Here is a 12954-nt window from a genome sequence, read left to right on the forward strand (position 1 = left end):
CAACGAGGGGGTCGGGCTCTACGTGGTCACGGCACCGTCGCTACCAGGGTCGCTACGGCGTCCCGGTCGAGGGTCCCGTCGGCCACCCACACCTGGTACCGGCCGTGCCGGCTCCCACCGGCCGGCACCACCGCCGGGCGGTCGAACGCGAACGCCACACAGACTCCCGGATACATCCCGGTCCGCACGAACCACCGGTCGTCGTGGCCGAGGCCCGCGAAGACCAGGGTGTACGCCCCGCCGCCCGACCCGACGCCGGTCAGCGCGAGCCACGGCGCCGCGCTGCCGTTGACCGTCTCCTCCCCGGCCGCGTCGGCGGTGAACACCGCCGGTTCGCCGTCGGCGGCGGCTCGCCAGAAGAACCCCCCGTAGCCGGCCCCGCCCGGGCGGCCGTTGGTGGCCGGGCTACCCAGTCTGATCTCCCGGTCGTCCGGGGCGACGAGAACGGACTCCACATCGAGCCGCCAGGCGTCCGGCGCGACCACCGACGCGGCCAGCCACCTCCGCTCGGTCAGCAGCACCCCGCCGGCCCGGTCGCGCCACTGGAGATCGTGCGCGTACCGGCCCGGGGACCGTTCGACCTCGCCGGTGTGCGCGATGACGCCGTGGTCGTCCCGCCAGGTGTAGCCGACGTCGCGGACGTAGGTGCGCCCGCCCCAGAGGTTGCTGCCGTCGACGTCCTGCACCGCGAGGGACGCGCCGAGGTGCCACACGTGGTCGGCGGGGAGCGCGTCGGTGACCACCGTTCCGCCGAGCGTGCGTACCGGGTGCAGGTACGGTCGGGGCCCGTGCCGCGCGTCCAACGCCGGGTCGAGCACGTACTCGGCCACCTCCGTGGCCCCGACCGTCAGCCGCACCGGCTCCTCGCTCACGGCATCTCCCGGCGGGCGACGGCGACCGGGACCGGCCGGCGGACGGTGACGGCGTGCAGGGCGGCCACTGTGTAGCCGGCGAGGATCGGCACCGCGACCGGGGTGACCAGGACGGTGAGCAGCCCGGCCAGCGCGACGACCCCGGTGAGCGCCGCCCAGCGGGTGGGCGCGTCGAGGCAGGCGCGGGCGGCGGAGCGGGCCGAGGCCCTCCACTGCCCGCCCCCGTTGCCGCCCACCTCGACGACGACCAGCCCGGCGTAACCGGCCAGGCCGGCCGCGATCAGCGCCGTCACGAGCAGCGCAGCCGTGCCGCCCGGCACCCGGCCGGTGGCCAGCGCCGCCAGGTCGGCGACGAGCAGCGCGGCGCCGGCGAGCGCGAGCAGGCTGACCGGCACACCGGGCAGCACCGCGCGGCCGAACCGGCGCACCGTCGTGCGCGCCGACGGCCAACTGCCGGTACGCGTCCAGTCGTGCACCGCCGCGCTGGCCGTGCCCGCCGCCGCGGCGGCGGTGAGCAGGGGCACCGCCGCGAGGGTCAACAGGATGCCCAGCAGTGCCAGGTCGGCGGCGTCACGGGCGACGTCGCGCCAGTCCCGCCGTCCGCCGGTGTCGACGGGTTCAGCCCTTGATGCCACTGGTGTTGATCCCCTCGACGAGCATCCGCTGGAACGCGACGAAGAACAGGAAGACCGGCAGCAGCGACAGCACCGACATGGCGAACATCGGGCCGACCGCGCTCTGGCTGGTCGAGTCGATGAACAGGGTCAGCGCGACCGGAACGGTGTAGTCCTCCAGCTGGGACAGGAAGACCAGTTGGCGGAAGAAGTCGTTCCACGTCCAGATGAACGAGAAGATGGCTGTGGTGACCAGCGCCGGGCGGCTCAGCGGCAGGATGATGTGCCGGAAGATGCCGAACGGGCCGGCGCCGTCGATGCGGGCCGCCTCGTCCAGCTCCCGGGGAACGCCCCGCATGAACTGCACCATGAGGAAGACGAAGAACGCCTCGGTGGCCAGGAACTGCGGGATGAGCAGCGGCAGGTAGGGCCAGTCACCGCCGACCAGCCCGAGCGTGCGGAACAGGATGTACTGCGGAACGATCAGCACGTGCTGGGGCAGCAGCAGTGTGCCGATCATGACGGCGAACCACATGCCGCGCAGCCGGAACCGCAGCCGGGCGAAGGCGTACGCGGCCAGCAGGCAGGAGAGCCCGTTGCCGATGACGGTGAGCAGGCTGACCATGGCGCTGTTGAGGAAGAACCGGCCGAAGCTGACGTCGAAGTTGGACCACCCGGCGGTGTAGTTGCCCGGGGTGAAACGCTCGGGCAGCAGCCCGACGTTGTTGACGATCTCCTCCTGGGACTTCAGCGAGGTGCCCACCATCCAGATCAGCGGGTAGAGCACCACGACGACGATCGCCACCAGGATCACCAGCCGCAGGACGGGCCGTCCGCCGGGTCGTCGGCGCGCGGTCGGCGGCGCTGCGGTCGGCGCTGCGGTTGTCGGGGTCACCGTCACCATCACCGGTCCTCCCCGTCGGAGTAGTGCACCCAGAACCGTCCGGTGCTGAAGAAGATCGCGGTGATGACCGCGATGGCGAGCAGGAACACCCAGGCCATCGCCGAGGCGTAGCCCATGTTGAGGTCGGTGAAGCCGGTGATGTAGAGGTTCAGCGTGTACATCAGGGTGGAGTCGACCGGGCCGCCGGTGCCGTTGCTGAGCACGAACGCGGCGGTGAAGCCCTGGAAGCCGTTGATGGTCTCCAGCACCAGGTTGAAGAAGATGACCGGGGAGAGCATCGGCAGGGTGACGTTGCGGAACTGGCGGAACCGGCCGGCCCCGTCGACCGACGCGGCCTCGTACAGCTCGGTGGGCACCTGCTTGAGCCCGGCCAGGAAGATCACCATCGGTGCGCCGAACTGCCAGATGGCCAGCACCATCAGTGTTTCCAGGGCCCAGTCGGGGTCGTTGACCCACGGTTTCCCGGTGATGCCGAAGAGGCTCAGCAGCGAGTTGAACGCGCCGTCGCGGTTGAACATGTTGACCCAGACGATGGCCAGCGCGACGCTGCCGCCGAGCAGGGACGGCAGGTAGAACAGCCCGCGGAACAGCCCGACGCCGCGCCACGCGCGGTTGAGCAGCAGCGCCACGCCGAGCGCCGCGGCTAGCTTCAGCGGTACGGCGATCAGCGCGAACGTCAGTGTGACCCGCACCGCGTGCCAGTACGACGGGTCGGCGGTGAACATGCGTTCGTAGTTGGCCAGCCCCACCCACTCCACCTCGGAGAAGGGGGTGAGGATGTCGTAGTTGGTGAAGCTCAGGTAGAGCGACAGCAGCATGGGGATTGCCGTGACACCCATCAGGCCGATGAGCCACGGCGACAGGAAGACGTACCCGGCCAGACCTTCGCTGTGCCGGAAGCGTCCGGGCCCACGCCTCTCAGCGTGGGCCCGGTCGGATCCGGGGCCGCGTCGGGTCGGGTCGGGTGCCGTGGTCAACGCCACGAACAGCTCCTCTCCTCGCCTTGACGGCGTCAGGCGATGGCGGACTTGCACGCCTCGATGAACTGGGTGGCGGCCTCGGCGGTGGTGGCCCGGCCGTACTGGGCGTTCTCGGCAGCCTTGATCAGCTCGGAACGCACCTTGCTGTGTCCCTTGATCGGCACCTGCGGTGACTTGCCGAACTTCTGGGTCAGCTCCGCCTCGACGGCGATGGACTGCTTCATGGCCGGGTCGGTGGTGTCGTCGCTGACCACGCGGCGCAGATCCTGGTTGGACGGAAGACCGCGGTCGGTGCCGAGCAGCTTGACCGCCTCCTGGTCGTTGTTCAGGAAGTTGATCACGTCGACCGCGACGTCCTTGTTCTTGCTGCCCTTGAACACCGACCAGTACATCGAGGCCCGGGCCCACTGCGCGCTCGGGTCACCGGGGTAGGCGATGACCCCCAGCTCGTCCTTGGTGTTCTTCTTCAGGTCCGGCATCTGGTTGGCCCAGACCCAGGAGGTCGCCGACTTTCCGGTGACCACCAACTGCTTGGTGATGTCGCTGGAGTTGCCCTCGTGGATGACGTCGGCGGTCGGGGTGGCCTTGCGGTCCCGGGCGCCCTTCCACAGGTCGAACCACTTGGTCACGTCCTCGGCGGTGAAGCCCAGCTCCTTGCCCTTGTAGAGGTCCTTGCCCTGTTGGCGCAGCCAGACCCAGAACGCCTTGTAGTCGGCGCTCGGGTCCTGGGTGCCGGGCACCTTGGTCTTGGCGGTGACCTGCTCGGCCCAGGCGATGTGCTCCTCCCACGACATTCCGGTGGTCGGCTCGGGAAGGTTGTGCTTGGTCAACAGCGTCTTGTTGTAGACCAGGCCCTGGGTGTTCTCCCCGGCGGCCAGACCGGCGAGCTTGCCGTCGACCACGCCGTACTGCCAGAGGCTCTCGGGGAACTTGGAGGTGTCCAGCTTTCCGGACTTCTGGTACGAGGTCAGGTCCAGCGTGGTGTTGCGGGCCGCGTACTCGGCCAGGTAGTTGTCGTCGATCTGGAACAGGTCCGGCGGGTTGCCGCCGGCGGTCAGGGTGGCCAGCTTGTCGAAGTAGCCCTGGTTGGCCTGCCAGGTCTTCTCGAACGTCACGTTCGGGTGCTTCTTGGTGTAGAGGGCCAGGGCGTCCTCGGTCAGCTTGGCCCGGGCGTCGCCGCCCCACCAGAAGATGGAGAGCTTGACCGGGGCGTTCGGGTCGGCCGCGCCGCCGCCGTCGTCGTCTCCGCAGGCGGCGGCGCCGAACATCAGCGGTGCGGCGACCGTCACGGCGAGCAGGCCACGCAGCAGGCGCCGCCGAGGCAGCGGGGTACGGTGGGCGCGCCCGACGGGCGCGTCAGTGGTGGGGGGCGTTGCGGGGTGCATATGCGCTCACTCCTCGGCATTAGGAGGCGACGGCGTCACCGGTGGCCGCAGTCGGGATGCCCGGGCCCGCAGGGCAATGCGGGCCCGGGCCACGTGGTGCGGCCAGGGGACGTGCCGGTCGGGCGTACGGGCCCGGACCGGTCGAGTCGCGGATGACCAGGTCGGTCTGGAGCATTACCTGTGCGGTGGTACGACGGACGCCGAGCGCCGTGCCGGCACCGGACCCCCGCGCACCGCGCGGTGACTCGATGTCCTGTTGCAGCAGCATGTCGACGGCCGTCCGGCCGGCGGCCCCGGTGGGTGTGGCCACCGTCGTCAGTTTGGGGCGGGTCAGCCGGCTGAGGGTGATGTCGTCGACCCCGACGACGCTCACCTCCTGCGGCACCCGGACCCCGAGCGCGTCCAGCCCTTCGATCAGGCCGATCGCCATCAGGTCGTTGTAGGCGAGCACTGCCGACACGCCACTGCGTCGCACCTGCTCGGCGACGGCGGAGCCGCCGACCTCGGTGGGCGCGTTGGGGCCGAGCATGGTCAGCTCCGCGCCACCGGCTCGGGCGGCCGCGCCGGCGGCACGGCGCATCTCCCGGTTGGTCCACGAGCTGCGCGGGCCACCGAGCAGCGCGATGCTGCGGTGTCCCAGGCCGACCAGGTGCTCGATCGCCGAACGGGCGCCCTGCCCGACGTCCATCAGCACGCAGGGCAGGCCGGTCACCTGACGGTTCACCACTACCAGTGGCACCTCGCGGCTGAGCTGCTCGATCAGGCTGTTGCTCATCCGAGGGCTGCACAGCAGCACCCCGTCCACCTGCTTGGCCAGCGCGTGGACCAGTTCTTCCTCGGCGGTCGGGTCCTCGTTGGTGTCGGCCACGAAGACGTGGTAGTCGCGGTGCCGCGCCTGACTCTCCGCCGCCTTGATCAGCGGCGGGAAGAACGGGTTCGCGATGTCCGCGATGATCAGCCCGATGTTGTGCGTCCGCCCGGTGATCAGGGCTCGGGCGGCGCGGTTCGGCCGATAGCCCAGATCCTCCGCGCAGGCCAGCACCCGGACCCGGGTCTCCGGGTTGACCAGGTGTGGAGCGGAGAACGTGCGGGACACGGTGGAGATGTGCACACCGGACGCCCGGGCGACGTCCCGGATGGTGACTGGCACGGCGGCCCCTTCGTCCGATGTGGTGGCGGTCACGCAGGTGTCGCCCATTAATGCAAACGGTTGCGTCAGTGTCAACGGTCAATGATTACGGCTTCGTTGCACCCACACTCCCCTTGGTCACCTGCAGCCCCTCAAACGCTGACAAATGACGCCGATCCCGCTGTCGTCGTTGACGCGAACGGATCGATCGTGATTACTTCATTGCAAACCTTTGCAGCACCACGGGAGGCGACCGCATGTCACCGAGAGCCGCCGGCCGAGTCCGGTACGCCGTCGTGGGCACCGGCGCGCGGGCCGAGATGTTCGTCCGGGCGCTGGTGCTCGACCACGCCGACACCACCGAACTGGTCGCCTTCGCCGACGTCAACCAGGCCCGGATGGACGCGCACAACCGCTGGCTGGGCGAGCTGGGTCACCGCCCGGTGCCCACGTACCCGGCCGGTGACTTCGCGGCCATGCTGGACAAGGAGCACGTCGACGTTGTCCTGGTCACCAGCGTGGACGTCACCCACGACGAGTACGTGGTGGCCGCGCTGCGCGCCGGCCGGGAGGTCGTCACCGAGAAACCGATGACAGTGGACGTGGCCCGCTGCCGGCGGATCCTGGACACGGTCACCGAGACCGGTGGGCGGGTGACGGTCGCCTTCAACTACCGCTACAACCCGCTGCACGAACAGGTTCGCCGGCTACTCGCCGAGGGCGCGGTCGGCGAGATCGGCTCGGTGCACTTCGAGTGGCTGCTCGACGTCCGCCACGGTGCCGACTACTTCCGCCGCTGGCACCGCGACAAGGCCACCTCCGGCGGGCTGATGGTGCACAAGGCCAGCCACCACTTCGACCTGGTCAACTGGTGGCTGGCCGCCACGCCCGTCGAGGTGTACGCGGCCGGCCGACTCTTCTTCTACGGGCAGGACGGTCGCCGACACGGCTACGCCCGCGACTACGACCGGGCGCACGGCTCCCCCGCCGCCGCCGACGACCCGTTCGCGCTGCGGCTGGACGCGCATCCCCGGTTGCGCGAGCTGTACCTCGACGCCGAGGCCGAGGACGGCTACCAGCGCGACCGCAACGTCTTCGCGCCCGGGGTGAGCATCGAGGACGACATGGCGGTGCTGGCCCGCTACTCCACCGGCGCCACCATGACCTACCACCTCACCGCGTACGCGCCCTGGGAGGGCTACCGGGTGATGGTCAACGGCAGCCGGGGCCGACTGGAGCTGGACGTGGCCGAGAACGACTTCGTCGACCGGGGCACCGCCGGCGCGGTCAAGGGCGCCGCCCTGCACGGTGCCGAGGCGCCGGCCGAGGGCGGTGGTGCGACGCTAACCCTGCGCCCGTTCTGGGCCCCGCCCCGGCAGATCCCGGTGGAGGGTCGCAGTCGGCACGGGCACGGCGGCGCGGACGCCCGGATGACCGGGGTCCTCCTCGGCGGTCAACCCGACCCGTTGGGCCGCGCCGCGACCGCAGACGACGGCGCGTTGGCGCTGCTCACCGGTCTGGCCGCCAACCGGTCCTTCGAGACCGGCCAACCCGTTCGCGTCGCCGACCTGCTCACCCCCCGCTGACACAGGAGACGAGGAGTCCCACTCCGTGCCCACGTTCGACCACACCGACCTGCTCCTGCCGCCCGAGCCGGGCCAGCGCGCGCTGGCCCGGGAGCTGTACGCCCTGGCGGCGGAGCAGCCCATCATCTCGCCGCACGGGCACGTCGACCCCGCCCTGCTGGCCGAGGACCGACCCTTCCCGGACCCGGCGCAGCTGCTCATCGTGCCCGACCACTACCTGACCCGGATGCTGCTCAGCCAGGGTGTCCCCCCGTCCGACCTGGGTGTGCCCACCCGCGACGGCAGCCCGGTGGAGACCGACGGCCGGGTGATCTGGCGACGCTTCGCCGCGCACTGGCACCTGTTCCGGGGCACCCCGTCGCGACTCTGGCTGGAGCAGACCTTCCGCACCGTGTTCGGGGTGCACACCCCGCTCGGCCCGGCCACCGCCGACACCCTCTACGACGAGATCGCGGCCCGGCTCGCCGAGCCGGACTTCCGGCCCCGCGCGCTGTTCGAGCGGTTCAACATCGAGGTCCTCGCCACCACCGAGTCGCCGCTGGACGACCTCGCGCAGCACGCCAAGCTCGCCGCCGACGGGTGGGGCGGGCCGGGCGGCCGGGTGGTCACCACGTTCCGCCCGGACGACGTGGTGGACATGGAGTTCGAGGGTTGGTCGACCAACGTGGACCGTCTCGGCGACCGGGCCGGTGAGGACACCGGCACGTACGCCGGCTACCTGGCCGCGCTGCGGGCTCGACGCGCCGCGTTCATCGCCGCCGGCGCCACCTCCTCCGACCACGGCCACCCCACGGCGCGCACGCTGGACCTGACCCCGGCCGAGGCCGAGCGGCTCTACGACCGGGGCCGGCGCGGCGAGGCCGACGCCGCCGACGCGGAGACGTTCCGGGCGCACATGCTCGTGGAGTTCGCCCGGATGTCGCTCGACGACGGCCTGGTCATGCAGCTGCACCCCGGCGCGGTGCGCAACCACAACCGGTGGCTGCACGCCCGGCACGGCCGCGACGTCGGCGGTGACATCCCGCAGGCCACCGAGTACGTGCACGCGCTCGCGCCGCTGCTGGAGCGCTACGGCAACGACCCCCGGCTGCGCCTGGTGCTCTACACCCTCGACGAGGACACCTTCACCCGCGAGTTGGCACCCCTCGCGGGCGGGTACGCCGCGCTGCTGCTCGGCGCGCCCTGGTGGTTCCTGGACTCCCCGGAGGTGCTGCGCCGGTTCCGGGAGACGGTGACCGAGAGCGCCGGCTTCTACAACACCACCGGGTTCGTCGACGACACCCGGGCGTTCTGTTCCATCCCGGTACGCCACGACGTGGCCCGCCGGGTGGACGCCGGCTTCCTGGCCCGGCTCGTCGCCGAGCACCGGCTGCCGATGGACGAGGCCGCCGAGACCATCGTCGACCTGGCGTACCGGCTGCCCAAGCGGGTCTTCAACTTCGGAGGACACCAGCAATGACCGTCACCATCACCTCCGTCGAGGTGCACGACGTGCGGTTCCCCACCGCCGCCCGGGGCGACGGCTCCGACGCGATCAACCGTGGCGACTACTCGGCGACGTACGTGGAGCTGGGCACCGACGCCGGCGCGACCGGCGCCGGGTTCACCTTCACCAACGGCCGGGGCAACGAGATCACCTGCGCGGCGGTGCGCGCCCTGGCCCACCACGTCCAGGGGCGCACCATCGAGGAGATCACGGCCGAGCCGGTGGCGTTCTGGCGCTCGCTCAGCGCCGACGTGCAGCTGCGCTGGCTGGGCCCGGAGAAGGGCGTCATCCACATGGCGACCGGCGCGCTGGTCAACGCGGTGTGGGACCTGCGGGCCACTCTGGCCGGCAAGCCGATGTGGCGGTTCCTCGCCGACCTGCCCACCGAGGATCTCGTGGCCAGCGTCGACTTCCGGCACATCACCGACGCGCTCACCCCGGACGAGGCGGCCGCCATCCTCGACAAGGGATTAATCGGAGGGGATGGCCGGCTCGCGGAACTCAAGCAGAGTGGTTTCGCTTCGTACACCACCTCGGTCGGGTGGCTCGGCTACCCCGACGACAAGGTGCGGGCGCTGACCCGGCAGGCGTACGCCGACGGCTGGCGGGCGATGAAGATGAAGGTCGGCGGCCCGCTCGCCGACGATCTGCGGCGGGCCCGGATCATCCGGGAGGAGATCGGCCCGGATGCGCTGTTGATGATGGACGCCAACCAGGTCTGGGACGTCGACGAGGCGATCACGGCGATGGCGGCGCTGGCCGAGGTGGACCCGTACTGGATCGAGGAGCCCACCCACGCCGACGACATCCTCGGGCACGCCCGGATCGCCCGCGCGGTGACCGAGTTGACCGCCGGCCGCTGTCGCGTGGCCACCGGGGAGGTGGCCGCCAACCGAGTGATCTTCAAACAGCTGCTCCAGGCCGAGGCGATCGGGGTGATGCAGGTCGACGCCTGCCGGGTCGGTGGCGTCAACGAGGTCCTGGCCGAGCTGCTGCTGGCGGCGAAGTTCGGCGTGCCGGTGTGCCCGCACGCCGGCGGCGTGGGCCTCTGCGAGTACGTCCAGCACCTGGCGATCTTCGACTACCTGCGGGTGGGCACCGGTCTGGACGGTCGGATGATCGAGTACGTCGATCATCTGCACGAACATTTCGTCGATCCGGTGCGGACCCGCGGTGGCCGCTACCTGCTGCCCGAACGGCCCGGTTACAGCGCCACCATGAAGCCCGCGTCGATCGCCGAGTTCCGCTTCCCGGACGGTCCGGCATGGCGGTGACCGTCGGCTCCCGGCTCGGCCTGGGCATGCTGCGCCGGCTGCCCGCCGAGGCCCGCCCGCTGATCCGGCCGGGCACCGTGCCGACCGGCGTCGTACACCTGGGGTTGGGCGCGTTCCACCGGGCCCACCAGGCCGTCTTCACCGAGGCGGCGGTCGGCGCGGCCGGCGGTGACTGGGGCATCATGGCCGTTGCCCCGCGCAGCACCGCCGTGGTCGAGGCGATCGCCGCGCAGGACAACCTGTTCAGCGTCAGCGCCCTCTCCGCGGCCGGCAGCTCGACCCGGGTGGTGGGCGCCCTGAGCGGTGTCCGGCACGCGCCCAGCGACCCGGACGCCGTGGTGGCGCTGCTCGCCGACCCGGCGGTCCGCGTGGTGACCCTGACCGTCACCGAGAAGGCGTACCAACTCGACCCGGTGACCGGCCGACTGTCCCCGGACTCGGCGCTCGCCGCGGACCTGGCTGGCGGCGGACCGCCGACCACGGTGCCGGGCCTGCTGCTGCGCGGGCTGGCCGCCCGGGCCGCCGCGGACGCCGGGCCGGTGGCCCTGGTGAGCTGCGACAACCTGCCGGCCAACGGTCGACGACTGCGCGGCATGCTCGACCAGGCGGTCAGCCGGGCCGGCGCGGTGCCCACCGGGCTGGTCGAGTGGGTGGCCGGCAACGTCACCTGCCCCGGCACCATGGTGGACCGGATCGTGCCGGCCAGCACCCCGGAGACGATCGAGGCGGCCCGGCGGGCGCTCGGCGTGACCGACCTGGCCGCGGTGGCCGCCGAACCGTACGCGCAGTGGGTGATCGAGGACGATTTCCCCGGCGGTCGGCCCGGCTGGGAGTTCGCCGGGGCGGTGCTCACCGACGACGCCGGCCCGTGGGAGCGGTTGAAGCTGCGCGCCCTCAACGGGGTGCACTCCGCCATCGCGTACCTCGGAGCCTTGGCCGGTCGGGAGACGATCGCCGACGCGCTGGAGATTCCGCACCTGCGTGAGGTGCTGCGCCGGCTGATCGCCGAGGACGTGGCGGCCAGCTTCACCCCACCGGACGGGGTGCGGGTGGTCGACTACGGCGAGCAGGCCCTCGCCCGGTTCGGCAACCCGGCGATCCACCACCGCACCCTCCAGGTGGCGATCGACGGCTCCCAGAAGCTGCCGCAGCGCGTCCTGCACACCATCGCCGACCTGCGCGCGACCGGGCGGTCCGCGCGCTGGGGCGCGCTGGTCGTGGCGTCCTGGTTGCGCTTCGCGCTGGGGTACGCCGACGACGGCCGGCCGTTGCCGCTCCAGGACCCGCTGGCCGGGCCGATCCGGGCCGCGCTGGACGCCGGGGCGCAGAGCCCGGCGGGCGCGGTCGACGCGGTCTTCGCGCTGCGCGACGTCATCCCGGTGGAGGTGGCCGAGGACGACGAGGTCCGCGCCGACGTGATCGCGTGGCTCACCGCGTTGGAGCGGCACGGCGTCGAGGCCACCCTGGCCGGTGCCCGGTGACCGGGTCGACCCGGACCGGCCGGCGGTGAGCGGGACAACCCCGCCGCCCCGGGTGGCGGTGATCGGGGCGAACGGGCACGGTCGCTGGCACCGGCGGGTGATCGCGCCCCTGCACGCCGCCGGTCGGCTGCGGTTGGTCGCCCTGGTCGACGTCCGACCGGTGGAGGACGACCCGGCCGCCCCGGTGCCGCCCGGGGTGGCGGTGTTCACCGACCACCGGGCGATGCTCGCGGCCACCCGGCCGGAGGTGGTGGTGATCTGCACGCCACCGCACACCCACCTGGCGATCGCCCGCGACGCCCTGGCCACCGGCGCGGACCTGCTGCTGGAGAAGCCGCCGGTGCTGTCGTTGGCCGAGCACGAGGAGCTGACCTGGGCCCTCACCGCCGCCGGCCGGGTGGCCCAGGTCGGCTTCCAGGCGCTCGGCTCGGCGGCTCTCACCGCGCTGACCGACGCGCTGGCCGCCGGCCGGCTGGGCACTGTCACCGGCATCTCCACCATCGCCGCCTGGCAACGGCCGGACGCCTACTACGCCCGCTCCCCCTGGGCCGGTCGACGGAGTGTGGACGGCCGACCGGTGCTGGACGGCGCGCTCGCCAACCCGCTCGCGCACGCGGTGATGCAGTGCCTGGCGATCGCCGAGGCGCTCGCCGGGGCGACGCCGTGGCCGGTCGCGATCGAGGTGGAACGCTACCGGGTCCGGCCGATCGAGGTGGAGGACACGGCCGTGCTGCGGGTCCGGTTCCGCGCCGGGCCGCCGGTGCTGGTGGCGGTGACCCTGGCGGCCGAGGAGTTCGTGGCGGGCGAGGTGGTGGTGACCGGTACGACGGGGCAGGCGGTGCTGGAGTACCCGACCGACCGGCTCCGCCTGCCCGGGGACGTGGTTACCCGCCGGGTGCCGGGGCGGTTGGGACTGCTGGAGAACCTGCTCGCCCACCGGGTCGACCCGGTGGGCGTGCCACTGATCGCACCGCTGGCCCGTACCGCGCCGTTCACCGCGCTGCTGGACGCGTTGCGGCCCGCGCCGGAGCCCCGGCTGCTCGACGGCGAGCTGGTGATCACCCTCGGCGAGGGCGGGGAGCGGGTCCGCCACCTGCGGGGAGTCGTGGACGTGTTGCGCCGGTCGGCCGAGCGGGGGGCGCTGCCGAGCGAACTGGGGGTGCCGTGGGCGTCCGCCGCCTACCGCGCCGAGCTGGCCGGATAGCGGCAGACACCTACCTGGGACGGACCTCCACCACCAACG

11 protein-coding genes are annotated in these 12954 nt (G+C 72.1%); 5 read left to right on the top strand and 6 right to left on the bottom strand.

The genetic code is table 11. The features are described from left to right. Nucleotides 1–26: 26 nt before the first annotated feature. Genes MED15_RS00490 through MED15_RS00515 form a run of 6 tightly spaced genes read right to left on the bottom strand, consistent with a single transcriptional unit; the run spans nucleotide 27 to nucleotide 5905 of the window. Nucleotides 27–872, bottom strand: a complete 846-nt coding sequence (locus MED15_RS00490) for a DUF6807 domain-containing protein (RefSeq protein WP_112699602.1) — start codon at nucleotides 870–872, stop codon at nucleotides 27–29. Further along, nucleotides 869–1507, bottom strand: coding sequence for a hypothetical protein (locus MED15_RS00495; protein WP_112699603.1), 639 nt, complete (start codon nucleotides 1505–1507; stop codon nucleotides 869–871). The genes MED15_RS00490 and MED15_RS00495 overlap by 4 nt, the downstream gene beginning before the upstream one ends. Next, complete coding sequence (locus tag MED15_RS00500) at nucleotides 1491–2390, bottom strand: carbohydrate ABC transporter permease (protein ID WP_112590189.1); 900 nt, start codon at nucleotides 2388–2390, stop codon at nucleotides 1491–1493. The genes MED15_RS00495 and MED15_RS00500 overlap by 17 nt, the downstream gene beginning before the upstream one ends. Next, entirely contained in the window at nucleotides 2390–3373 is a 984-nt protein-coding gene (locus MED15_RS00505; protein WP_091398524.1) for a carbohydrate ABC transporter permease, read from the bottom strand. The genes MED15_RS00500 and MED15_RS00505 overlap by 1 nt, the downstream gene beginning before the upstream one ends. Nucleotides 3374–3402: 29 nt before the next feature. Then, on the bottom strand, nucleotides 3403–4755 hold the full coding sequence (locus tag MED15_RS00510) for an ABC transporter substrate-binding protein (RefSeq protein ID WP_112603207.1): 1353 nt from the start codon (nucleotides 4753–4755) through the stop codon (nucleotides 3403–3405). A gap of 19 nt (nucleotides 4756–4774) precedes the next feature. Continuing rightward, on the bottom strand, nucleotides 4775–5905 hold the full coding sequence (locus tag MED15_RS00515; RefSeq protein WP_112603211.1) for a LacI family DNA-binding transcriptional regulator: 1131 nt from the start codon (nucleotides 5903–5905) through the stop codon (nucleotides 4775–4777). A 236-nt stretch (nucleotides 5906–6141) separates the two neighbouring features. Here MED15_RS00515 and MED15_RS00520 point away from each other — a divergent pair, with 236 nt between their 5' ends. From MED15_RS00520 to MED15_RS00540, 5 genes are read left to right on the top strand one after another with little or no spacing between them, the layout of a single operon-like run. Then, a complete protein-coding gene (locus MED15_RS00520; protein WP_112734540.1) occupies nucleotides 6142–7470 on the top strand; it encodes a Gfo/Idh/MocA family protein in 1329 nt (442 codons plus the stop codon). Between the two features lie 25 nt (nucleotides 7471–7495). Then, the gene (gene uxaC / locus MED15_RS00525; protein ID WP_112699604.1) at nucleotides 7496–8929 is read left to right on the top strand and encodes a glucuronate isomerase; all 1434 of its coding nucleotides are present in this window, start codon (nucleotides 7496–7498) and stop codon (nucleotides 8927–8929) included. Further along, the gene (locus tag MED15_RS00530; protein WP_112734541.1) at nucleotides 8926–10230 is read left to right on the top strand and encodes an enolase C-terminal domain-like protein; all 1305 of its coding nucleotides are present in this window, start codon (nucleotides 8926–8928) and stop codon (nucleotides 10228–10230) included. The genes uxaC and MED15_RS00530 overlap by 4 nt, the downstream gene beginning before the upstream one ends. Beyond that, on the top strand, nucleotides 10221–11711 hold the full coding sequence (locus tag MED15_RS00535; protein ID WP_112590174.1) for a mannitol dehydrogenase family protein: 1491 nt from the start codon (nucleotides 10221–10223) through the stop codon (nucleotides 11709–11711). Before MED15_RS00530 ends, MED15_RS00535 begins: the two co-directional genes overlap by 10 nt. Further along, nucleotides 11701–12915 carry a Gfo/Idh/MocA family protein gene (locus MED15_RS00540; protein WP_244220314.1) on the top strand — a complete coding sequence of 405 codons (1215 nt, stop codon included), beginning with the start codon at nucleotides 11701–11703 and terminating at the stop codon, nucleotides 12913–12915. The genes MED15_RS00535 and MED15_RS00540 overlap by 11 nt, the downstream gene beginning before the upstream one ends. Nucleotides 12916–12954 lie beyond the last annotated feature (39 nt).

Source organism: Micromonospora noduli, from assembly GCF_003264475.1.
Lineage (GTDB): Bacteria > Actinomycetota > Actinomycetes > Mycobacteriales > Micromonosporaceae > Micromonospora > Micromonospora noduli.